The organism is Orbaceae bacterium BiB, assembly GCA_036251205.1.
GTDB lineage: Bacteria > Pseudomonadota > Gammaproteobacteria > Enterobacterales > Orbaceae > Orbus > Orbus mooreae.
Genome location: CP133958.1, coordinates 2,769,733 through 2,793,042, shown reverse-complemented (window position 1 = coordinate 2,793,042; position 23,310 = coordinate 2,769,733). Strand labels below are relative to the sequence as shown.

General features: G+C 35.1%; 29 protein-coding genes, 1 tRNA gene and 1 other RNA gene. 15 read left to right on the top strand and 16 right to left on the bottom strand.

Annotation, left to right across the window (positions count from 1 at the left end; genetic code table 11):
* The first annotated feature begins 47 nt into the window (after window positions 1-47).
* Complete coding sequence (locus tag RHO11_13225) at window positions 48-956, top strand: hypothetical protein (protein WVD61407.1); 909 nt, start codon at window positions 48-50, stop codon at window positions 954-956.
* A 186-nt stretch (window positions 957-1,142) separates the two neighbouring features.
* Window positions 1,143-1,304, top strand: coding sequence for a hypothetical protein (locus tag RHO11_13220; protein WVD61406.1), 162 nt, complete (start codon window positions 1,143-1,145; stop codon window positions 1,302-1,304).
* Here the strand turns inward: RHO11_13220 and RHO11_13215 are convergent.
* Complete coding sequence (locus tag RHO11_13215; GenBank protein ID WVD61405.1) at window positions 1,276-1,473, bottom strand: hypothetical protein; 198 nt, start codon at window positions 1,471-1,473, stop codon at window positions 1,276-1,278. The two genes, RHO11_13220 and RHO11_13215, sit on opposite strands and share 29 nt — an antisense overlap.
* Before the next feature lie 210 nt (window positions 1,474-1,683).
* Between RHO11_13215 and rdgC the strand changes: the two genes are divergently transcribed.
* From rdgC to RHO11_13180, 7 genes are all read left to right on the top strand, one after another.
* On the top strand, window positions 1,684-2,562 hold the full coding sequence (gene rdgC / locus RHO11_13210; GenBank protein ID WVD61404.1) for a recombination-associated protein RdgC: 879 nt from the start codon (window positions 1,684-1,686) through the stop codon (window positions 2,560-2,562).
* A 2-nt stretch (window positions 2,563-2,564) separates the two neighbouring features.
* A tRNA-Arg gene (locus RHO11_13205) sits at window positions 2,565-2,641 on the top strand.
* Window positions 2,642-2,907: 266 nt separating this feature from the next.
* The gene (locus tag RHO11_13200; GenBank protein WVD61403.1) at window positions 2,908-3,429 is read left to right on the top strand and encodes a hypothetical protein; all 522 of its coding nucleotides are present in this window, start codon (window positions 2,908-2,910) and stop codon (window positions 3,427-3,429) included.
* Window positions 3,430-3,431: 2 nt separating this feature from the next.
* The gene (locus tag RHO11_13195) at window positions 3,432-4,241 is read left to right on the top strand and encodes a DNA adenine methylase (GenBank protein ID WVD61402.1); all 810 of its coding nucleotides are present in this window, start codon (window positions 3,432-3,434) and stop codon (window positions 4,239-4,241) included.
* Between the two features lie 2 nt (window positions 4,242-4,243).
* Window positions 4,244-4,564 carry a hypothetical protein gene (locus RHO11_13190; GenBank protein WVD61401.1) on the top strand — a complete coding sequence of 107 codons (321 nt, stop codon included), beginning with the start codon at window positions 4,244-4,246 and terminating at the stop codon, window positions 4,562-4,564.
* A 51-nt stretch (window positions 4,565-4,615) separates the two neighbouring features.
* Entirely contained in the window at window positions 4,616-4,816 is a 201-nt protein-coding gene (locus RHO11_13185) for a hypothetical protein (GenBank protein WVD61400.1), read from the top strand.
* On the top strand, window positions 4,801-5,946 hold the full coding sequence (locus RHO11_13180) for a site-specific integrase (protein ID WVD61399.1): 1,146 nt from the start codon (window positions 4,801-4,803) through the stop codon (window positions 5,944-5,946). Before RHO11_13185 ends, RHO11_13180 begins: the two co-directional genes overlap by 16 nt.
* A gap of 126 nt (window positions 5,947-6,072) precedes the next feature.
* On the opposite strand, the gene ssrA is transcribed toward RHO11_13180, so the two are convergent.
* The 9 genes from ssrA to smpB form a co-directional block, all read right to left on the bottom strand.
* Window positions 6,073-6,436: a transfer-messenger RNA gene (gene ssrA / locus RHO11_13175) on the bottom strand.
* A gap of 48 nt (window positions 6,437-6,484) precedes the next feature.
* Entirely contained in the window at window positions 6,485-6,850 is a 366-nt protein-coding gene (locus RHO11_13170; protein ID WVD61398.1) for a DUF488 family protein, read from the bottom strand.
* A gap of 82 nt (window positions 6,851-6,932) precedes the next feature.
* Window positions 6,933-7,385: an META domain-containing protein gene (locus RHO11_13165; protein WVD61397.1), complete on the bottom strand. Its 453-nt coding sequence runs from the start codon at window positions 7,383-7,385 to the stop codon at window positions 6,933-6,935.
* Window positions 7,386-7,580: 195 nt separating this feature from the next.
* The gene (locus RHO11_13160) at window positions 7,581-8,561 is read right to left on the bottom strand and encodes a D-glycerate dehydrogenase (protein WVD61396.1); all 981 of its coding nucleotides are present in this window, start codon (window positions 8,559-8,561) and stop codon (window positions 7,581-7,583) included.
* Window positions 8,562-8,673: 112 nt separating this feature from the next.
* Window positions 8,674-9,648: an NAD(P)-dependent oxidoreductase gene (locus RHO11_13155; protein WVD61395.1), complete on the bottom strand. Its 975-nt coding sequence runs from the start codon at window positions 9,646-9,648 to the stop codon at window positions 8,674-8,676.
* A 104-nt stretch (window positions 9,649-9,752) separates the two neighbouring features.
* On the bottom strand, window positions 9,753-10,694 hold the full coding sequence (locus RHO11_13150) for a sugar kinase (protein WVD61394.1): 942 nt from the start codon (window positions 10,692-10,694) through the stop codon (window positions 9,753-9,755).
* A 20-nt stretch (window positions 10,695-10,714) separates the two neighbouring features.
* Window positions 10,715-11,125, bottom strand: coding sequence for a hypothetical protein (locus tag RHO11_13145; protein WVD61393.1), 411 nt, complete (start codon window positions 11,123-11,125; stop codon window positions 10,715-10,717).
* A 335-nt stretch (window positions 11,126-11,460) separates the two neighbouring features.
* Window positions 11,461-12,477 carry a LacI family DNA-binding transcriptional regulator gene (locus RHO11_13140; GenBank protein ID WVD61392.1) on the bottom strand — a complete coding sequence of 339 codons (1,017 nt, stop codon included), beginning with the start codon at window positions 12,475-12,477 and terminating at the stop codon, window positions 11,461-11,463.
* Between the two features lie 31 nt (window positions 12,478-12,508).
* The gene (gene smpB, locus RHO11_13135; GenBank protein WVD61391.1) at window positions 12,509-12,991 is read right to left on the bottom strand and encodes an SsrA-binding protein SmpB; all 483 of its coding nucleotides are present in this window, start codon (window positions 12,989-12,991) and stop codon (window positions 12,509-12,511) included.
* Between the two features lie 73 nt (window positions 12,992-13,064).
* Here smpB and RHO11_13130 point away from each other — a divergent pair, with 73 nt between their 5' ends.
* The 6 genes from RHO11_13130 to RHO11_13105 all read left to right on the top strand — a co-directional run bounded on the left by RHO11_13130 (window position 13,065) and on the right by RHO11_13105 (window position 15,453).
* On the top strand, window positions 13,065-13,505 hold the full coding sequence (locus RHO11_13130) for a type II toxin-antitoxin system RatA family toxin (GenBank protein ID WVD61390.1): 441 nt from the start codon (window positions 13,065-13,067) through the stop codon (window positions 13,503-13,505).
* A gap of 2 nt (window positions 13,506-13,507) precedes the next feature.
* Complete coding sequence (locus RHO11_13125) at window positions 13,508-13,783, top strand: RnfH family protein (GenBank protein ID WVD61389.1); 276 nt, start codon at window positions 13,508-13,510, stop codon at window positions 13,781-13,783.
* A gap of 11 nt (window positions 13,784-13,794) precedes the next feature.
* Window positions 13,795-14,253: a zinc uptake transcriptional repressor Zur gene (gene zur / locus RHO11_13120; GenBank protein ID WVD61388.1), complete on the top strand. Its 459-nt coding sequence runs from the start codon at window positions 13,795-13,797 to the stop codon at window positions 14,251-14,253.
* Window positions 14,254-14,267: 14 nt separating this feature from the next.
* Entirely contained in the window at window positions 14,268-14,624 is a 357-nt protein-coding gene (locus RHO11_13115) for an EamA family transporter (GenBank protein ID WVD61387.1), read from the top strand.
* On the top strand, window positions 14,624-15,034 hold the full coding sequence (locus tag RHO11_13110; GenBank protein WVD61386.1) for an EamA family transporter: 411 nt from the start codon (window positions 14,624-14,626) through the stop codon (window positions 15,032-15,034). The genes RHO11_13115 and RHO11_13110 overlap by 1 nt, the downstream gene beginning before the upstream one ends.
* Window positions 15,035-15,198: 164 nt before the next feature.
* Window positions 15,199-15,453: a YfhL family 4Fe-4S dicluster ferredoxin gene (locus RHO11_13105; protein ID WVD61385.1), complete on the top strand. Its 255-nt coding sequence runs from the start codon at window positions 15,199-15,201 to the stop codon at window positions 15,451-15,453.
* On the opposite strand, the gene ispH is transcribed toward RHO11_13105, so the two are convergent.
* The 6 genes from ispH to yjeH all read right to left on the bottom strand — a co-directional run bounded on the left by ispH (window position 15,450) and on the right by yjeH (window position 23,246).
* Entirely contained in the window at window positions 15,450-16,397 is a 948-nt protein-coding gene (ispH, locus tag RHO11_13100) for a 4-hydroxy-3-methylbut-2-enyl diphosphate reductase (protein WVD61384.1), read from the bottom strand. The two genes, RHO11_13105 and ispH, sit on opposite strands and share 4 nt — an antisense overlap.
* Window positions 16,394-16,879 (bottom strand): signal peptidase II, encoded by a 486-nt coding sequence (gene lspA, locus RHO11_13095; GenBank protein ID WVD61383.1) that lies wholly within the window; start codon window positions 16,877-16,879, stop codon window positions 16,394-16,396. The genes ispH and lspA overlap by 4 nt, the downstream gene beginning before the upstream one ends.
* A gap of 78 nt (window positions 16,880-16,957) precedes the next feature.
* Window positions 16,958-19,765 carry an isoleucine--tRNA ligase gene (ileS, locus tag RHO11_13090; protein ID WVD61382.1) on the bottom strand — a complete coding sequence of 936 codons (2,808 nt, stop codon included), beginning with the start codon at window positions 19,763-19,765 and terminating at the stop codon, window positions 16,958-16,960.
* A gap of 108 nt (window positions 19,766-19,873) precedes the next feature.
* Entirely contained in the window at window positions 19,874-20,818 is a 945-nt protein-coding gene (ribF, locus tag RHO11_13085; protein ID WVD61381.1) for a bifunctional riboflavin kinase/FAD synthetase, read from the bottom strand.
* A gap of 94 nt (window positions 20,819-20,912) precedes the next feature.
* Entirely contained in the window at window positions 20,913-21,572 is a 660-nt protein-coding gene (gene folE, locus RHO11_13080) for a GTP cyclohydrolase I FolE (GenBank protein WVD61380.1), read from the bottom strand.
* A gap of 432 nt (window positions 21,573-22,004) precedes the next feature.
* Window positions 22,005-23,246 (bottom strand): L-methionine/branched-chain amino acid transporter, encoded by a 1,242-nt coding sequence (yjeH, locus tag RHO11_13075; GenBank protein ID WVD61379.1) that lies wholly within the window; start codon window positions 23,244-23,246, stop codon window positions 22,005-22,007.
* Between the last annotated feature and the right edge of the window lie 64 nt (window positions 23,247-23,310).

The following is a 23,310-nucleotide window of genomic DNA, read 5'->3' as shown; positions in this document are numbered from 1 at the left end:
TTTATTATTACAGTAATCATAATATATACTGGAATAGGAACCATTTTATGGGTACATCTGAAGAAATGAAATTTAGAATATTATACGACGGTCCAATATTAGATAATCATCAAATGGAGATAAGAGATCTGGCACCTGCTTTAATGTCTCTTTCGGATGCTATTGATATAACAGCTAAACATATATATGGACCAAAGACTAAAATGTCAATAAAAGTAAAGGCATCATTTCGAGAAGGCTCATTTGGTATAGACTTTTCGATTATGTCAGAAATTATTGGTGATATAGTACGCTTTTTAACTGGATCTGGAGTTACAGCAGCATTAAATGTTGTTGGGGTAATAGGAATTGGTAAATTAGGGCGAGATGGAATTATCCAACTGATTAAGTGGGTAAATGGTCGTTCAATTACAAAGATCGTTCCAACAGATAACGATAATGTAACCATCTATATCGGTGAAGATTATAGAAAATTTGAAATTGCTGTTGTTGAACTATATAAAAATTATAAACTGAGACAAGCTCTTGAAGGGTTCATAAAAAAGCCTTTAGAAAGAGAAGGAATAGACTCATTTGCTTCGACTATTGATGAAGGAAAAACGTTTATAGCAGTTAATAAAAAAGAATCTCAATTGTTTTATACCCCAAAAGAAGAAGAAAATATTATTACGGATGAAAATGTTGACATGGTTCTTTATTTAGATAGTATATCTTTTAAAGAAGATAGGCTATGGAGTTTTAGCACAGGCTCTTTTGTGATTAAAGCGACAATTGAAGATAAAGATTTTTTGAAAAAAATAGATAATAGACTCATTACTTTTGCAAAAGGTGATATTCTAAAAGTAACAGCTAATGTGTCTCAATGGTTTTCAGCCGGGAAATTGCATACATCGTATAAAATACTCAAAGTAAATGAAAAAATAGAGCCTCCAGAACAAATGAATTTACCTAGCTAATAAAAGTTCTAACTTTTTAAACTGCCTATAAGGCAGTTTTTTTATATCCACAAAATAAAATCAACTCCACTTAAAAAAAATTTGACAATTAACTTAAGATATCTTAAATTTAAGTTATATTAAATTGCTCTTTAAAAATCAGGAACAGCATTAACCAAATGTATTTTTATTAATATAGGAGGTTGTATGTCAGAAAAAAAAGAAACCCTTTCCTTTGATGACAAGGAAAAAATAAAGGAAGCAGTGTTGATGAGCATAGCCAAGCAAGATTTAAATGCAGAACAATTAGCAGAACAAGCTTGCAAGGCTATTGATTATATTAACTCTTATCCAAACAACCAGAGCTAACTCTACTGTCTAAATCTTTTTGAAAACGTTCAGATAACGTTTTAACAAAATCAGCTAATGAATTAGCTGCAGCATCAGGAGAGTGATTATTTATAACTATTTTAGGCTCTGTTAATATAATCTTTGCTGCTAGTTTTAATGCCAAAGTATCAGCAATTAGTTTTTCCATTTTAAATTCCTCATTTTATACGTGGTTATATATATATTAAATCCTTGTACGTGGTTGTCAAGGAACTTGAGCCTAGCAAGTATAAAGATAGGCAACTAGTACATTTGGTTAATGCTGTTCCTGATTACCTACTTATGAAGTGGAGTAACATCGTACGCTCTAGGAGTGCAGACCAGAGCGTTTTATTAATTAACACGTGGAGTATTAAGAATGAAATTCAATATTAAAGATCTAATTGTTTACCAATTTAATGATGATAGTAATATTTCTAACATCACTAATGAGTTATTACAAGATGCTGCTTTTATTGAGTGTGGCCCAACTGATTCAGTTAAAACAGGCTTCATTTCACCGTTCTCAAACGGAGACCTGCTATTAACAGTTAAAGAACATGCTCTCATTACCGTACAAACCGAAAGCAAAATATTACCAGCTGCAGTGGTCAATCGAGAACTTGCAAAAAAAGTAAAAGAAGTTGAGGAGCAAACTCAGCAAAAAGTTAAAAAAACGCAGCGACTAGCATTAAAAGATGAACTAATGATGGACTTATTACCTCGTGCTTTCACTAATATTAGTCAAACATACATCTGGATCAATTATCGAGATAAATTTATCGGTGTTGCAACATCCAGCTATAAAAAAGCAGAAGATTGCCTATCAGTATTAAGAAAATTACTTGGTACCTTAAAAATAACACCACTTGCAACTGATAATCCGGTTGAGCATGAGTTCACGAACTGGATCAAAGAAGATAAGGCGCCTAAATATTTTACTATCTTAAATACAGCCGTATTAGTTGACCCACTAGATAACGGAACAATCAAGGCCATAAATGAAGACTTAACATCAAGTAATCTTCATAGCTACATAGACGATGGTCGTACTGTAACACTCTTAACTATGTCATACAAAGAGCGAACAACATTCACAATTAATAAAAATCTTATTTTATCTAACATTAAATATAGTGATGAACTATGTGAGCATGTTGAGTACGAGGACCAAGATCAGGTTTTTGAAGCGACTTTTCTATTAATTGCGGAGGAGCTTTCCGAATTATTTAAAGAGTTAATGCCAAATTTTAAATAAACGCGCTATTAGTTCAATTGGATAGAGCAATACTCTTCTAAAGTATCAGTTACAGGTTCGAATCCTGTATAGCGCACCATATACCCAAAGAGAGAAGACCTGCAACTAGTTAGTAGTTGCGGCTTAAATAAATTGATAGCGACAATATATTTAAGGGGTCATTTAACGCACTTAATAGCGCTATCTATTAAGTGATCGGTACGCAAGCCGTGTTGTGTGTACTTAAATCAGAAGCGGAGCGGTCATTATCTTGTGAAAGTTGGTAAGTAGCAGTAATGACGCCGGATAAGCGTAACCGGCACAAACTAACGAGTGCAGACGTTAATAACAACATGTGGAGTATATATGACCTGGTTAACAACCTATTCGGGCAGTCATTTCGACTACTCAAAACCTAGTATTGAATCAATTAACATCACTGATATTGCAAAAGCATTATCACATGAATGTCGTTTCGCTGGTCAGTTAGAACGATTTTACAGTGTAGCTCAACATTGTGTTGAATGTAGCCATATTGTGCCGGCTAAATTCGCATTAGAAGCTCTATTACATGATGCTGTAGAAGCATATTGCAAAGATATCCCCTCCCCCCTTAAAAAGCTATTGCCTGATTATCAACAGATGGAAAAGAGTGTTGATTTAGTCGTTAGACAAAAATTTAACTTACCTTTAATCGAATCGCTAGAGGTTAAAAAAGCTGATCTTATCATGTTAGCAACAGAGCACCGAGATTTAGCCAATGACGGCAAAGATTGGCCCATTTTAAATGGCATACCACTACTTCAACGAAAAATTGAACCTCAACCATCAAATATTGCATTTAATCGATTTATTCGCCGTTACGAAGAATTAACTAATGTGGAGTGATTATGCAAGATATAGAATACAAAATTAAACATCCGGCGATTCGATATCATGGTGGTAAATGGAGAATAGCTCCTTGGATCATCGGTTTTTTTAAAGAACATACTTGTTATGTTGAACCGTTTGGAGGTGCTGCAGGTGTGTTATTACGCAAACCTCGCAGTTATGCTGAGGTTTATAATGATGTAGATGGTGAGATCGTTAATCTATTCCGAGTATTGCAAAATAAAGAACAAAGAGAACGCTTACAAGAACTGTGTATTTTAACGCCTTATCATCGCGATGAGTTCTGTCTAGCGTATAAACCAACAGATGATAATATCGAGTTGGCCAGACGAACAGTAATTAGAGCATGCATGGGATTTGGATCAGCGGGTGCAACAAAACAAACAACTGGATTCAGGATTGATAGTAAACGCGAATATTCGTTAGCCTCTCATTTATGGACAAGATTTCCAGCCAATATTGCATGTGTTGGTGAACACTTTGCTGGTGTTATTATTGAAAACAGACCGGCAATGACGGTTATGTTAAATCATGATACACCAACAACCTTGCATTATATTGATCCCCCCTATTTACACTCGACACGGAAAATGGGTGATAGAGCTTATTCATTTGAAATGAGTGAGCAAGATCATGTTGAACTTTTAACTTTTGTTCAAACTTTAAAAGGCCGAGTCGTTATATCTGGATATGACAGTGATCTATACAACGATTTATTAAAAGATTGGTCGAAACATACCAAGCAAGCGCAAATATCTGCAGGTCGTGGTACTGGATTGCGAACTGAATGTTTATGGATTAAGGAGTAATTATGAACAAAAAAGAAATTATTGAGGTGCTTGAGAATCTACCTCTTACCAATTTCAGATTATTCAATGGCGATAATGTTGTTTGTGTAAGTCATGCAAATATTGTTAAAGAAATAGACAAGCTCAAAACAATTAGATTATCAGATATTAAACCGTATCAATATTTCAAGCATAACAAACAAATATTACAGCTGATTCAAATCGACTATCTGGATCAAACTGCCTCTTGTTACAATCACATCAAAGGTGAAATACAGATCTTGGGTCAGTACCAGTTGGTTGAGCCAGTAAAAATTAAAGTAGTAGAAATTAGTAATTGTTAATTGCAGATAACAATTTTTTAGAAATTCTGTGGAGTATTTGGAGTAAGAATTATGATACGTTATTTACCTTTAAGCAAATATTGCAATGACTTTGGAGATACTGTTAACGCTGTTAATTTAAGGCTAAAACGGGGGATATGGGCGCAAGGAGTTCATGTTTTTAAAGTATCGGGGATCAAAGAGAGACAGGTTGATATTGTGGCGGTGGATGAATGGAAAGGCAAGGAAAAGCAAAAATGCCGCGTGGCGTAACAGTTCGTGAACATACGACAAGTAAAACGATAACGATCACCTTTACTTATAAAGGTGTTCTTTGTCGTGAGCCGTTAAAGGGCCTGCCAGTTACCGCATCAAATATAAAATATGCTGAACGTTTACGCGGTGAAATAATCAACAATATAGAGAGGAATACTTTCAACTATGCTGATTATTTCCCAACCTCTCAAAAATTAAAAACATTCGGTTACTCGAGTAAAGGATTAACAGTCCTAAATTCATTGAATAACTATATTGATCTATGTTGCAAAAGACAACTGTCACCATCAACAATTAATGGATATAAAAAATGTGTTAATGCACTTAGTTATTTGCATGATATTTTTGTTACTGAACTGACTGCAGGTATTATTAAAAACTGGATTCAAGAGCAAACATCATCATTAAAAACTAAGCGTAATATTTTATCTTTTCTAAAGTCCTCATTAGATGATGCGGTTATCGATGGCTTAATTCCGATTAATCCAGTTTCTTCAATATCGGTATCACGCTATCACAATGCTGAAAATGACAAAAACAAGGATGACTATGTTGTTGATCCGTTTTCACCTAATGAAATTGAATTAATATTGAACTCTTGCAACGATGAGCAGCATTATAATTTATTCAAATTTGCATTTGCTACCGGGCTAAGATCAAGTGAACTATGTGCAGTAAAATGGAAAGATATCGACTTTTCCAATGCAACAATTAATATCAATTCAGCTCGAGTAATCGGTATTGAGAAAACAACAAAAACAAAAGCAGGTACCAGGACTATAGAATTAAATACGCAAGCACTATCCGCTTTATCTAATCAAAAGAAATATCGAGTATTGGGCAATGAATACATCTTTTTGGATACAAAGACAAAAGCTGGATGGGCTAGCGCTGACGCGATCCGAAAAAAAGCATGGGTACCAACATTAAAACGTTCAGGTATTCGATACAGAAATCCATATCAAACGCGCCATACTTTTGCAACAAGTCACATAAGTCAAGGTGTAAACCTTTTCTGGCTGTCTAAACAAATGGGACACAAAGGACCTGAAATGCTGTTCCGACATTATGGCAGCTATTTAAAAGAATATGATGGAAATACTTCAATCAATAAATCGGCTAGTTAACTTCACGTGCACTACACGTGCACTTTTAAGACCACGTGAAGACCATTTTAAGACTATTTACTGTATTTTTAACCAGTAATTTTATTTTATAACTTGTTGATTTTACTACAAATTATTTTTTCAAAGTGGTGGAGCTGGCGGGAGTTGAACCCGCGTCCGAAATTTCTACATCCTCGGTACTACATGCGTAGTTTGTCTTTAAATTTCATCTACCCGCTGCGAACAAACACGCTACTGATAGACTAGCTTGATTAGTTTTAATGCTTCCGCCCCAAGCAAGGCTTCCACACGATCTCGTTTGGGTTTGACTCCCCTTGATCTCCGTTCTACGAGCTGAGGCTAGAGAGGGAAGGCTCTGAGCAGGTTATTAAGCTGCTAGTGCGTAGTTTTCGTCGTTTGCGACTATATTTTGCGGTTTATTTACGAGGCCTACCGCACCTCGGCATGCACCTTGGGTTTCGCAAATCCCGTCGAATCCAGAATCAGCCCCAAAATGAGTTACTATTATACTTAAAATAATTATATTTAACCAGCGCTATTATTTTTGTTTAAGTTTATTCAGTAAAAAGTCGCGCAACACTATCGCATGATTGTGTTTATCATCTTTGCTGCCGTAGAGCAATGTGATCGGTTGTTTATCAATTAACTTCTGATATAAAATATTAACTGCAGAATTATTTTCAAGCTCTTGTTGATGCTGTTGGTAAAAAATATCCCATTCATCTAAATGTTGGTGATACCATTGGCGAAGTGTATTCGATGGCGCAACATCTTTTAACCAAATAGCTTGAGTCAGTTTAGCTTTACTAATTCCTCTTGGCCATAAGCGATCAATAAGATAACAATCACCATGAAGGTTTAATTGTTTTTCATAAACCCTTTCAAGCAAAATATTTGATGTCATAGTTTATAAAATTAGAGTGGTAAATGAATAAAACTACATCACTACCCAAAGGTAATAATGTAGTTTTGGCAATTAAAAGATATTACTTAGTATTATCTTTTTGAGTCATTGGAAGTGCTTTTTGTTGATAAACTAAAGTATCAGTACCTGATGTAAGAATTAATTTGTCATCAGATTTTTGTACTTTAACACCTTTAGCAAACATTTGACTTACTTGCATATCTAAAGCATTTAATTCTGGTTCATTACAAAGTGCACGTGTCATCATAAAGTTGCCTTGTAACACACCATTTTGGTAGTTAGCATTGCCATTAAATAAATTACACATTTTACCTTTGATTTGAACTTCAGTTAAATCATCACTTACAGATAAATCAATAACGGGTGGGATTGATTGTGGTAATGTTTGATCATTAGCACTAATTAATACATAACTACCCTCAATTGTCTCAGCTTTATTTTGATTTGAACTAGAACAAGCAGCCAAAACAGATGAAAGACCTAAAATAGCAACTAAAGTTACGAACTTTTTCATTTATTATCTCCTAAACTTGCTAATAAATAATTAGTAATATAAAGCATTTACTAAACGATACTGCTTAATAAACTATCATAAATATTACTGATTGTAATTACTATAGTAACATAATTACACTTTCTTATAAAAAATAAAGCTAATATTTTTCATAGATACTTTATTTTCTTCGATAATACAGTGCAGATGATAAAATTAACCCACCTCTGGATTTACCCAATTTTGAGTTGGCTTTTCATCTTTTAATGCCGCAATAATATTATCAACAGCACATTTGGCCATCGCATAGCGGGTTTCTATTGTTGCTGAACCAACGTGTGGCGATAATAGGACATTATTGAGTTTTAAAAGGGGTGAATCCATCGGTAGTGGTTCAACTTCAAATACATCTAATCCAGCAGCTTTAATCACTTTATTTTGTAAAGCTTCAGCAAGCGCCTGTTGGTCGACAATCTTTCCTCTTGCCCCATTAATTAAAATGGCAGATGGTTTCATTAAAGATAATTTTTCTTTAGTAATTAAGCGATCGGTCTCTTTAGTTAATGGTAAAATAATCACAACAAAATCGGCCTGTTTAAGCAAGTCATCAAGTTCACAACGTTTTGCTTGATAGTCTTGTTCGACATCCTCATGTGCTGAGCGATTATAATATAAGATATTCATATCAAATCCACAGTGAGCTCGTTTAACAATCGCTTTAGCGATACGTCCCATACCGAGAATACCAAGAGTTTTACCATGAATATCGGTCCCATAGTATTCAGGCGTAATGCTCTTAGTCCATTTGCCATTATGAATAAATTGAGATAATTCTGCTGTGCGCCTTGCTGTAGCCATAAGTAAGGTAAAAATTAAATCTGCGGTTCCTTCGGTTAACACCGTTGGCGTATTCATTAAACGAATACCACGCTTTTTGAGTGCATCAAGATCATAATTATCAAAACCAACTGAAATAGTTGAAGCAGCTTTAAGTTTAGGTACTTTTACAAGAAACTGGTCATCAACACGAGATGCCATATTTGAGCCAATCATTCCGTCAGCGTTAGCTAATGCTTTAATAAAAGCATCTTTATTTGCATCAGGACTACTATCGAATACAGTTAAATTAAATTCATCAGCTAGTCTTTGTTGCTGATCATCAGGAATTTTACTATATAAAACAACATTCTTTTTCATAGATTCTCCTTAACATTACCTTAACTCTCTATTTAGTTTAGTCGTTATTACAAAAAATAAAAGGAGAAAGTTTATTTTCTCCTTTTGCAATTATTCGAGTTGTAATTAACGATTAGCTGACCTGTACATTAAACAAATTATACGCTGGTTTTTCATCTTTTAATGCCATAATAATATTATCAACAGCAGTCACCACCATATCATAACGCGTATCATACGTTGCAGAACCGATATGTGGCGTTAATACAACATTATCAAGCGTCATTAATGGTGAATCAATAGGTAATGGTTCAACCTTGAATACATCAAGACCTGCAGCCCTAATCGTTTTGTTTTGTAATGCTTCAGTCAAGGCTGCCTGATCAACAATTTTACCACGAGCACCATTAATTAAAATAGCGGATGGTTTCATCAAACTGAGCTTCTGCTTGTTAATGAGTTTTTCAGTCTCTTTTGTTAAAGGTAATGTAATCACCACAAAATCTGATTGTTTTAGTAAATCATCAAGTTCACATTTTTTAGCTTGATACTTCTGTTCAACGTCTTTATTAGCAAATTCATTAACATAAAGTACCTGCATATCAAAACCGGCAAAAGCACGTTTAGCAACGGCACTACCAATGCGGCCCATTCCTAAAATACCAATCGTCTTATGATGGACATTGACGCCATAATACTCTTCACCAATACTTTTATGCCATTTGCCAGCTCTTACCATCATTGATAGTTCAACCGCTCTACGCGCTGTTGCAAGCACTAAAGTGAAAATGGTATCAGCTGTTGTATCGGTTAATACGCTAGGAGTATGCATTAAGCGGATGTTACGCTTATTCAATTCATCAATATCAAATTGATCAACCCCCACTGAAATTGTCGATATTGCCTTCAATTTCGGAGCATAATTTAATAAATCTTGTCGTATCGGCATACTTGCCCCGATCAGTCCATCAGCCTCAGCTAATGCTTTTTCAACATCGTTACGATTTTGTTCGGTAATGCCATCAAAATAAGTGACATTAAAATGTTCCGATAATTTATCTCGTTGATCATCGGGAATCTTTTTATATAACACTACACTTTTTTTCATAGATTAATACTCTTCATTTATAAGACTAGTTTATGGCAATTTAAGCCAATCCGCCTTTACAATAATCCTGATAATAATAGAAATCAAACCGTGTCTTATAATCTTTAAAAATTACCTAATTGTTCACGATTTGGTAAACCTTCACTATCACCAATAACTTGAATAGCTAATGAACCGATGCGATTACCACGCATTAAAGCTTGCTCAAAACTTTTCCCTTCCAGCAAAGCACTAATCACACCGACAGCGAATCCATCCCCTGCGCCGACCGTATCAACAACATTATCGACTTTAAAAGCAGGTACAATACCGTGTTCATCTTGTGACGTTTTATAATAAGCACCCTCTCCACCCGTTTTAATAACGACTAATTTAGCACCCTGATTTAAATAAAAATCAGCAATAGCTTCGGGTTTATCTAAACCAGTTAAAATTTTTCCCTCATTAATTCCAGGTAATACCCAATCGGCTTTGAAGGCTAGTTGATTTAATTTTTTAACCATTTCTTGGCGACTTTTCCACAATGTTGGTCTTAAATTTGGATCAAATGAAATCGTTTTACCCGCTTTTCCCATAAAATCGGCTAAAAATGAGGATAACTCATATGAGGTGGGTGATAAAGCCGCAGCTACACCACTTAAATGTAAGTGTTTAGCATTTAAGAAATAGTCTTCATTAAAATCAGCTAATGACAGGTGGCTCGCAGCAGAACCTTTACGGAAATATTCAACAACAGGATCCGAACCGTCTGCAACTTTAGATTTTAGTTGAAATCCAGTTGGATAATGCTCATCAGTTATGACACAATCAGCATTAATTCCTTCTTGCTTTAACACCTGTTTAATAAAGCGACCATATGAATCATTACCAACACGGCTAAGCCAGCCAACATTTAAGCCAAGTCTAGCAAGACCTGTTGCGACATTAAGCTCAGCTCCAGCTGAACGTTTAACAAAAGTATTTACATTATGGAGTTCACCTAACTCATTGGCAACAAACATCGCCATCGCTTCACCATAAGTCACTACATCTAATTTTTTATTCATAACATTCTCTTTCTGTTAAATTAATTATTTAATAGCTGAATATATTTTATTGAAACCGATTCCAAATTGTCACCAATTAATACAAATTCAATCCCCCTGAATGCGGATTTAGGTAATAATGTATTAATTAACTGCATCCAATTATCATCATCTGTTGGTGGTAATGCGGCTATTTTTCCTTTAGTAATTAGCTTAGCTGCCTTTACGTGAATATACCCAACATGCATAGCTAAGCGTTTCGCGGCATCAATTGGATCAATATCTAGACAGAGCCAATTACCAGTATCAAATGTCATTTTAATCGGAAGAGATAATTGAGTTATTTGCGTAAAAAAAGCCTCGAATGGCTCAATAACACCACATTCGGTTTGATCATTTTCAACAACGAGCTGAATATCAGGATAGTTAGCTAATATATTTTTTAAACTCATTAAATATGGCACAGAGTAAAAACAAGCCAAATTATGACTAACAATATGTTGAGCTAGTTTAGGTAATTGCTGCAATTCAAGTTCGGATAATAGCTCTCTTCTAATTTCGACACCATAAGCATCTACAGCTTTAATTGTTGGAATGATATAGAACTAACCACCGATCTGATTAATATAATCAGCACCATAAGATGATGTCACAATAATCGTTTTTTGATTCATACGATACTACTCCTTATCACTATAATTATTATCATACCTCTCATGGGAACGGTTCCAAATTAATTTCATAAAAAAATATGATATAGATCACAAAAAAAATTACGAAGAGAAAATTATTTTGTTGAATTGCGAATAATTAATTCGCCGGAATATAGCAACTCTTGAGCGGGTGCTTTACTACCATTAATCCGACTAAGAAGAAGTTCGAAAGCTGAATAGCCGATTTGATAAGTTGGTTGTCGAATCGATGTAATACCATCACTAATAATAGCGGCCCACTGTGGATCATCAAAACTTAAAAAACCGATATCTTTACCACAAACTAAATTTAATCGTTTCAAAGCTAATACGGTATTTAATGTCACAGAACCATTGATTGATACAATTGCTTTCCGCATACCGCGATGCGTTTTACAAAAGTCATCAATATGCTGCTCAAGAGATAATTGATATGCAGGATCATGGCTATCTTCAGTAATTTCAATAACCTTGCCAACTCTATTTTTGTGAGCCCTAATTAATTTTTTGAACGTATTAACGCGATCAAGTCGCGTACTAATACCATTAATAGCCTCGCTGATAAAAAGAATGGCTTCAAAACCAGCATCAATCAAATAATTAGTGGCAATAGTGCTCGATTGTATATTATCTAAACCGACGATATCTGCATTAAAGTTCTTAACTCTCCTATCAATTAACACCATTGGGAAGGGGCAATGTTTTAAACTATTTGCACTGGCTTTGATTGTATGAAATAGAACGCCTTCGACATTATAGCTAACTAAAAGTTGTAAATAATACTGTTCGCGCTCACTACTTTTATTCGTATTACAAACAAGTAGCGTATACCCGTGATCTTGGCAAGCTTTTTCTAAACCTTGCATCACTTCAATTGAATAAGGGTTTGTAATATCTGGGATAACAAAAGCAATCAATTTGGAGCTTCCGCGCTTCAAACTTCTTGCCATCTGATTTGGACGGTAATCTAACGTTTTAATTGCATGACTAATCCGCTCTTTAATACTATCGGATAATGCATCAAAATCACCATTAAGGTACCTTGAAACACTGGTTTTTCCGACCTTAGCAAGATTTGCAACATCAATAATAGTGCTTTTTTTTACTGACATTGCATTAATCACCCATCAAGTAACTTACCAATTAACGATTGGCATTTTTCATAATTCGAGCTTTGTTAACTTGCCACTCACGATCTTTAATATCAGAGCGTTTATCAAACTCTTTCTTACCTTTCGCGACACCAATTTTAACTTTGACCCAAACATTTTTCCAGTAGAGTGAAAGTGCAACCGCAGTATACCCTTCTCGATTTACTCGGCCAAATAGTGAGTTAAGTTCGCGTTGATTTAATAACAGTTTACGAGTACGCGTAGGATCACATACCACATGAGTTGATGCGACACTTAATGGTGTAAATGTTGAGCCAAATAACCAGGCCTCACCATTTTTAAGCAACACATAACTATCGCTGATATTAACTTTACCTGCGCGTATTGATTTAACTTCCCACCCTTGTAAAGATAAACCAGCCTCGATCTCTTCTTCAATAAAGTATTCGTGACGTGCTCGTTTATTTAGGGCTATTGTAGCCGATCCCGGCTTATGTGATTTTTTCTTTGTCATAATATGCGATATTATAAATTTACATGATACTATATGCCACAACTTTATACTAAAATCTACAATTTAAATATTTATGACGCAAGTTTTTTATGAAATAAAAGAGCCTTATTCAGCACAACAGATGTTTGATCTAGTTAATGACATTGATGCCTACCCACAATTTGTACCTGATTGTGTAGGTGCCGGTATTACCGATAAACAAGATAATCTGGTCCGAGCTTACTTAGAAGTAGCAAAACTCGGTTTTCGTAAGCAATTTACGACCATTAATCGCTTAAATGCGCCAGATACCATTGAGATGGCATTAATTGAAGGGCCATTTAAGAAGCTAACGGGTAAATGGTCTTTTATTAGTTTATCTGAAAATGAGTGTATGATTCGTTTCAGTCTTGATTTTGAATTTAAAAGTAAAATCATGGATATCACTTTTACCCCTATTTTTAAAGAGGTAATGCAAAACATGGTAAAAGCCTTTAGTACTAGAGCAAAAAAAGTTTATGGCTATAAGGGTTAAATATGATTAATGTACAAATTGTCTATCCGTTACCAGAAAATCCAACCATTATTGACTGCCAAGTTACTGTGGGCAGCACTGTGGGACAGGCGATTGTACAATCAACAATTTTATCAAAATGCCAATTATCACTTGAACAGTTAAATGTTGGAATTTATGGTAAACTTGTCACATTAACACATCTTGTTAGTGATGGAGATCGGATTGAAATTTATCGACCTTTACTCAATGATCCGAAAGAGATCCGTCGTCAACGAGCAAAACTGAAAAGAAAGTAATGAGTAACCCTATGAAATCAGCTCAATATAATAAAAAAATCATTGATGATATTGAAGCGGTGTGCAAAAAACGTAATGTAAAATTGACTAATCAACGAAAAATTGTTTTAGAAATTATGTTAAAATCCGCAACTGCAATGAGTGCTTATGACCTATTAGATTTACTAAAGGAGCAAGAACCGCAGGCTAAACCACCAACTATTTATCGCGCATTAGAGTTTTTATTAGAGCAAGGTTTTATTCATAAAGTTGAATCCTCGAATAGCTATATTTTATGTCCTCATTTTAGTCATCCTAATCATGTGTCAATCTTGTTTATTTGTGATACTTGTAAACAGATTTTAGAAAAACATAATAATGAGATAGAGAATCATCTAGAATTATTAGCTAAACAAAATCAGTTTACAATTAAGCATAGTATTATTGAAATACATGGTACTTGTGCTACTTGTCATAATCTGAATCATTGAGATAATCACGAATTATGACACTGTTGATTTTTTGTTTATGGCTTGGCAACATTTGTTGTGATACCATTGGACAGATATCATTTAAATGTGCAGCTATTTCACCAAAAAATCGAGAAAATTGGCGTTATTGGTTAGATTTGTTGTGTAATTATTGGTTATGGCTGGGAGTATTATCTTATGGTGTTGGTTTTTTACTCTGGATTGCTTTTTTAACCCTACTTCCCCTATCACAAGCTATCTTATTAGGCTCCGCCAATATTATTGCAGTAATGATTATGGGACGCTTTATTTTTAAAGAACAATTAACCCCCTTTAGAATTATTGGAGTATCACTCATTACAGCGGGTGTGATATTAGTGGGGATTGGTTGATGAAACGTTTTTATCTGATTGGATTTGCGCTGTTACTCTTTTTTGATACGATGGGGCAAACTGGATTTAAGTTTTCAGCACTTAATGCACAACCTCTCGATTACTCGATTGAGTGGGTACTACGAATTCTAACCAATAAATGGATCTATATTACAACGTTAAGTTATATGGGTGCATTTTTCACTTGGATGGTTCTATTAAAAAAAGTGCCTGTTGGTCCAGCTTTTGCCGCATCACGTACTCAGATTGTAACGGTAATGCTTGTTTCAGTATATATCTTTAATGAACAGTTGACGGTAACGCGTTGCTTAGGTGCCCTATTGATTATTGCTGGCATTATTTTTTTAGCTTTCGCTGAAAAAAAATTGAATAAAAGATCAGTTAAACAACCAGATGAAAGTATTCAATAATAAAATTCAAAATACAATAGATCTACTCACTTAACAGATAAATACACATCAAATGCTGATTTATATTTGATAACTATGTTATGATGGCGGCTCATTTAGCCGCGAATAATGGTGAATGAAAAAAGTAAACTCTATTGACTTTTTAAAATGGTAATAAATTTAAAATGGCTTTAAAAATTACATCTAAATGTATCAACTGTGATATGTGTGAACCTGAATGCCCAAATGATGCAATATCGATGGGATTTGACACCTACCAAATTGACCCTGCAAAATGCACTGAGTGTGTTGGTTATTATGACCATTCAACTTGTCAGCGAGTGTGCCCAATTCAAAATGCGATTATTAGTGATCCAGAGTACATTGAAACACAAGATGAACTGATGGATAAATTTCGTCATTTAAAGCAGCAGGATTAATCCTGCTTAATATTGATACGTAGTTCTTTCGGGATCTCAAAAATAATATCTTCTAAAATACCATCCATCTCAACTAGATCATGACACCCCATTGTTTTAAGATGTTCCACAACTTCGGTGACAAGTATTTCCGGTGCTGAAGCCCCCGCTGTAACACCAATAACCTTAGCATTTTTTAACCAAGTTGCTTGAATGTCTGAGCTAAAATCAATTAAGTAGGCAGGTGTACCCTCACGTTGGGCAAGCTCAGCTAATCGATTAGAGTTAGATGAGTTTTTTGAACCAACAACTAAGACAACGTCAGACTTGTTTGCTAGTTCTCTTACAGCCATCTGTCGATTAGTTGTCGCATAACAGATATCATTTTTACGTGGTCCACGGATATTAGGGAAGCGTTGATATAATGCCTTAATTATGTCAGAGGTATCATCAACTGATAAGGTCGTTTGAGTTGTAAAGCAGAGAAAATCTTCATTTTTGACTACTAAATCATTCACATCTTCAACCGACTCAATAAGATAAATACCGCCACAAGCATTGCTGTATTGCCCCATTGTACCTTCTACTTCAATATGTCCTGCATGGCCAATTAAAATAACCTCTTCCCCTCGATTACTTGCTCTTGCAACTTCCATATGAACTTTAGTAACTAATGGGCAAGTGGCATCAAATATCTTTAATCCACGTTGTTTAGCTTGATTACGAACCTCTTTCGAAACACCATGAGCTGAAAAAATCAGTGTTGCATTTTCAGGAACATCTTCAAGATCTTCAATAAAAATCGCCCCCATCTCTTTGAGTCCATTGACTACATAACGATTATGTACAACTTCATGACGTACATATATAGGAACACCAAAGAGCTCAATTGCACTTTCTACAATACTAATAGCACGATCAACCCCAGCACAAAAACCGCGTGGATTTGCTAGAATAATTTTCATGACTTATCCCCTTTACGATTTTTGAAACTAGATAGAATAAATAAGAATATCCCAATACAGATAGCACAATCGGCAATATTAAAAGTAGGATAACGCCAGAAACCTAAATCAAAATCTAAAAAATCGACAACAAAACCATGATAGAGACGGTCAAATAAGTTACCTAACGCCCCACCTAAGATCAACGCTAATGAAAAGTTTTCTAACTTTTTATTACGACCATTTTTATACATCATATAGATGATAAATAGGCTAATAACAATCGCAACAATGGCGAGTAACCATCGTTGACCTTCTAAAATACTAAATGCAGCACCCGTATTACGAGCATAAGTAATAGCAAAAAAATCGCATAATCGAATTGATTCACCATAAGATAACGTATGATGAATAATAAATTTACTGATAATATCAATAAAAAAGACAACGACAGTGACAAGTAACCAGATAAGACCATTTGCTTTTTGAAAAATGTGTTTCATATTATGCGACTCTTTTAAGCAGTAAAGGCAAGATCGGTATATTGACCTTGCCTTTATAAAATAGATCCAAACCGTTATTTATGCAAAATGACGGATTTCGCCAGTACCATTGATATTGCTATCACAACGTTTACATAAATGCTTTGCAGGATCATTATCGACAGTATAATGCCAACAGCGAGGACATTTATCGCCTTGCGCTTTTTTAAGCTCAATTTTCAAACCTGTCATTTCAGTTGCAACCGCTTGCTGTGTTGCTTCTGATAACGGTTTAACACACGCTTGTGACGTTAATAATACAAAACGTAGCTCATTTTGTAATGCAGATAACGCAGTAAAAACTTTATCATCAGCAAACAGTGTAACGCTAGCTTCTAATGATCCACCAATAACTTTATCATTACGGCCTTGCTCTAAAACTTTATTCACTTCATCACGAATTTGTAGGATATTACTCCAGTATTCATTATTCATCTTTTCACTGTCTGCTAAGTTAAATAATGCCGGATACCATTCTTCAGTAAAAATAAATTCTGTCTTATTCGTGCTTGGTAAATATTGCCAAATTTCATCAGCAGTAAATGATAATACAGGAGCAATCCAACGTACAACAGCTTGAGCAATATGATATAACGCAGTTTGACAACTGTGACGAGCTACACTATCACTTTTCGCTGTATATTGACGATCTTTAATAATGTCTAAATAGAATGACCCCATTTCGATAGAACAGAAGTGCATAATACGTTGTACTACTTTATGGAAATCATAATTTTCGTAAGCTTCCATGATCTCAGTTTGTGCTTCTTGTGCAACGCCCACGGCCCAACGATCCAGTAATACCATATCTTCTGGTTTAACTAAATCGGTTTCAGGATTAAAACCGTTTAAGTTAGCAAGTAAAAAACGCGCTGTATTACGGATTCGACGGTAGCTATCTGCTGAACGTTTAATGATCTCGTCAGAATAACTGATTTCACCAGAATAATCTGTTGAAGCAATCCATAAACGTAGAATATCGGCACCTAATTTATTCATAACTTCTTGAGGTGTCACGATGTTACCAAGCGATTTAGACATTTTACGACCATGTCCATCAACCACAAAACCATGAGTTAATACTTGTTTATAAGGTGCTTTATTATCAATTGCTGTTGATAACATTAATGATGACATAAACCAACCACGGTGTTGATCTGATCCTTCTAAATACATGTCGGCTTCATGTCCATTAAACTCTGGTCGTGCTTGAACAACAGAATAAAACGTTGAACCAGAATCAAACCAAACATCTAAAGTATCAGGAATTTTACGGTATTGATCAGCATCAGGACCTAATAAGTCTTTAATATCAGCATCCCACCACGCTTGGATCCCTGATTTTTCAACTAATTTAGCTACTTTTTCAATTAACGCTAAAGTATCTGGATGTAACTCATCCGTCTCTTTGTTAACAAATAGCGTCATTGGCACGCCCCACGTGCGCTGACGAGAAATACACCAATCAGGACGGTTAGCGACCATTGCTTCAATACGAGCTTGACCCCAATCAGGAATCCAACGAACTTGTTTTATTTCACCTAATGATTGAGTGCGTAATCCCTCTTTATCCATACTGATAAACCACTGCGGAGTTGCTCGGTAAATCACTGGCGTCTTATGGCGCCAACAGCATGGATAGCTATGCTCAATATTTTCAAAGTGTAGCAGTGCAGAACGCTCTTTTAAGAGCTCAACAATAATTTTATTAGCTTTAAAGACAAAAACACCATCAAGGCCTAAACCTGTGCCTGGTAAATAACATCCATTACCACCAACAGGATTTGCCACTTCTAAACCATATTTTTGACCAACAATAAAGTCTTCTGCACCATGACCTGGCGCAGTATGAACAGCACCAGTACCCGCATCAGCAGTAACATGATCACCTAACACGATTGGCTCATCAAAATCAAACAGAGGATGTTTAAAACGTAATAATTCTAAATCACTACCTTTACAACGACCTAATGATCGCCACTGTGTAATACCGGCTCTTTGCATCACAGTTTCAACTAAATCTGTCGCTAAAATTAAACACTCCGCCCCGTTTATTTCAATCAATTGATATTCATACTCTGCATTTAGTGCAATACCACGGCTTGCAGGTAACGTCCAAGGTGTAGTAGTCCAAATGACAGCGTAGATAGGTAAAGCAGTTTCTACAGCGAATTTTGTCGCAACGGCATTACTATCAACAGCCTGAAACTTAACATCAATCGCAGGAGATGATTTATCATAGTATTCAACCTCTGCTTCAGCTAATGACGACATACAATCGGTACACCAATAAACAGGTTTCGCGCCTTTAACTAAATGATTGTTTTTGATCACTTTACCTAATGCGCGAATAATATTCGCTTCAGTATTAAAATTCATGGTCAAATAAGGATTATCCCAATCACCCATCACGCCCATACGAATAAAATCAGCTTTTTGAATCTCAATTTGTGATGCAGCATAATCACGACAGATTTGACGGAACTCAGCTGGTGAGATCTTCTCACCTGGTTTGCCAACTTGTTCTTCAACCTTCTGTTCAATAGGTAAGCCATGACAGTCCCAACCTGGAATATAAGGTGAATCATATCCAGATAGCGTTTTTGATTTCATGATAATATCTTTGATAATCTTATTAACGGCATGACCAATATGAAGTTTACCATTCGCATAAGGAGGACCATCATGCAAAATAAAACTCTTTTTACCTTTTCTCGCTGTACGGATATGGCGATATAACTCTTTATCGTACCAATTCTGTAACATTGCCGGTTCACGTTTGGCAAGATCGCCACGCATAGGAAAACCTGTTTCTGGTAAGTTTAATGTATCTTTATAGTCTGTCATGCTCTTTATTCCGCTTTAATATGACTCAATTAGTATCTGATTATTTTAAGCAAATTTATCCGTAAAATTTGCCAAATATCTTGTCATTAGCCTAAAATGGCTAAGGTTTTATAAAGTTGTCTGTAATTTTGCCCTAATCTGCTTTGCGATGCAAATATCTTGTTCAATTTGTGATTGCAGGGCAGCTAAAGACTCAAATTTTACTTCATTACGAATTTTTTCAACAAATTCTACTTCTAAATATTGTCCATAAATATTCTGATCGAAATCAAAAATATTGACCTCCAGTACTGCTGTTTTACCATTGATCGTTGGTCTCAGTCCAATATTTGCAATACCTTCATATTGTTGATTTTGACACTGATTTTTTACTCTAACAAAATAAACCCCATGTAATGCTGGCTGTTTACGATGTAAACGAATATTCGCGGTAGGAAAACCTAGCTGCCTTGCTAATTTATTACCGTGAATAACCCGGCCTTGAATTGTATAAGGTCGTCCTAATAGCATCGAAGCAAAAGGAAAATCATCATTAGATAGCGCTTGTCTAATCGCAGTGCTACTGACTCTCTGCCCATTAATAATATAAGTCGGTAAACTTTCTAATATAAAATGACCATGATCAGCATTATGCTGGAGTAATACCGCATCACCTTGTCGTTTCGCACCAAAACGAAAATCATCACCAATCACAATATATTGTGCTTGTAATTTTTCAATTAACCCATGTTCAATAAATTGTGCAGCACTAACATTAGCAAATGTTTGATTAAAGGGAATTGCTAATACATAATCAATACCTAGTTGTTGAATAAAATGACATTTTTCGTGGAAAGAAGTCAATCTAGCTTGTGCATTATTAGCACTAAAAAACTCTAATGGTTGAGGTTCAAATAACATTACAGCAGTTGGTAAATTTCGATTTTTACCGACGTCTTTTAAACGTTTGATCAGAGCTTGATGACCTAAATGGATACCATCAAAATTACCTAATGTGAGTACACACGATTTGAATTGAGCGGGTAAGTTATTAAGTCCACGAATAATTTCCATTAGTTTACGCTTTTTATATAGATATTTAAAACAATTAAATGATATTACGAATAGTTAGCGATTATATCAATAACGACAAATAAGTGATAGTTAATCAATAATGTTTTAGTGCCCGAAGAAATTCCTGCCGAGTACTTGGATTCGTTTTAAATCCGCCCCCTAACGATGTGGTTGTGGTAATACTTGTCGCATCTTTTATGCCTCGCGCTTTAACACAATAATGGGTTGCATCAATCGATACAGCCACACTCATCGTACCAAGTAGAGTTTGTAATGCGACTAAAATTTGTTGGGTTAAACGTTCTTGAACTTGCGGTCGTTGTGAAAAGAACTCTACAATACGATTAATTTTAGATAAGCCAATCACTGATGATTTAGGGATATAAGATACCGTTGCCTTACCATCAATCGTTACAAAATGATGCTCACACACACTAGTTAAGGTAATATCACGAACAGTAATCATCTCATCAACTTGCATTTTATTTTCGATCAAAGTGATTTTAGGGAAATTGTGATAATCTAGCCCCGAAAAGATTTCATCAACATACATTTTAGCAACTCGACGCGGTGTTTCGACCAAACTATCATCAGATAGATCGAGCTCCATTAGACGCATAATTTCACGAAAGTGAGTTTCAATTTTAGCCTTCCGATCACTGTTATCCATCTTCACTCGACAAAGAGGAGTTTCGAGCTTTTTTTCCTCTAGTGCTGCTTTAACCTTCTGCGCTTCAATACTTAACTCGTTCATGAAAAAAACCAATGCATAGTGTAATTTTGACCATTATATACCAATAATTATTCAAGATGCACGACTTACTTATTTGATGTATTTATCTTTTTACTATTCTTACTGACGATAAAGTATTTTATCGCGATACATAGAATATTATTTGTCATTACCTATTATCCGATTACTATTAACGACAGCATTATTAATAACCACAATATCTGCCTATATTCGTTAAAATATTGCTGTAAAGGGGTATTTTAGTGAAAAAATAGACTGAGAGTAGCAGCCTAAATTTATATATTAACTTTATAGTGGCTGAATTTAGAGAGATGATTTTTGGGATAGATATCAGCAGTTAATACCCTTAACTGCCGACTAGCTATAATCACCGTTAATGACATCATGGTTATCAAGCCTCTAAATAACGAGGCAACTTGTCAAAATTAGCAGTTATGATTGATTGGTTTTTAATTTTTTAGCCACTAAATATAAAAGAATAAAAATACCAATCGCATATAAACTTTTATAACCGATAACAAATAATAGTCCGACACAAATAATACTACAGATCATCGCCAGTATACGTAATTTACCTTTTAACAGTTTGGTAGCTGAAAGCATTGCTAAAAGATAAATCAATACAAATACACCATTCGCATATTCCAATAAACTGTGTAATGAAATGGTAAAAAAATGAATGGCTAATAAGAAAAACAGACTTAATAAAACAACTAATGTCAGTGCGCTAACTGGAGTGGATCGTTTGGATAAATTTGCTAAACGACTCTTAGGTGAATATGTACTTGCCTGATCCCAAACTAATCGCGCAAAACTTTGACAATAGATATTGATAGAAGCAAAACAGGCTAAATAACCAATAATACAAAAGACCCATAATACATTATCACCAAATAGCATCTCAATAATCTTAGGCAGAGCGCTGGTTGCGATTGAAGTATTTGGATTAAAAAAGATCACTGCTGCTGTACACGCCCAATAAATAAATCCAGCTAAAATTAAGCCAATAATCAGTGCTCTAGGAAAATCTTTTTCTGGTCGTTTAAATTCAGTCGATAAATGAACAAAAGCTTCTAAACCAACAAAACACCAGAACATCACAGCTAATGAATTGATGATCGGCGTTATTTTTATTTCTGTAATATTAGGCCATTCGACGGTTAGTACCGATGGAGATGAAGAGAAGCAAATAGCCATCACTAAGCCAATAATTAAAATTGCAATAATCGATTGAACCCAACCACTAGCGCCAGCACCAAATAAACCAATTCCCCAGATCAATAGCAACGTCGCAATTTGCAGTGCAAGTTCACCTTCTGGAGATAAATTAAATAATGAGCGCCAAAATCCAGATGCAATATAGAGAGCTGCAGGTAAACCAACGGGAATAACCGATAAAAAAGACCAAGCTGTCACCCGTCCTAAATTAGGTGTAAAAGCTTTAGCAACAAAATATGCAACACCACCCGCACTAGGATAATATTTACCAAGTTCAGCAAAAATAATAGCGATAGGAAACACTAAAATAAGTAATAACGGCCATGCCCATAAACCGTCGTGCCCTGCGATCTGAGCGGTAATTGCCGGTACGGCAAAAACCCCGGTCCCCAATAAAGAGGTGGAAAGAAGCCCTACGCCTTGTAAAAAACCTAACTCTTTTTTTAATTCACTCATGTGATATTATTCTAATTAATGGTTAGTTGTATAAAAACTATCGCCTTTATTATTACAATAAAAG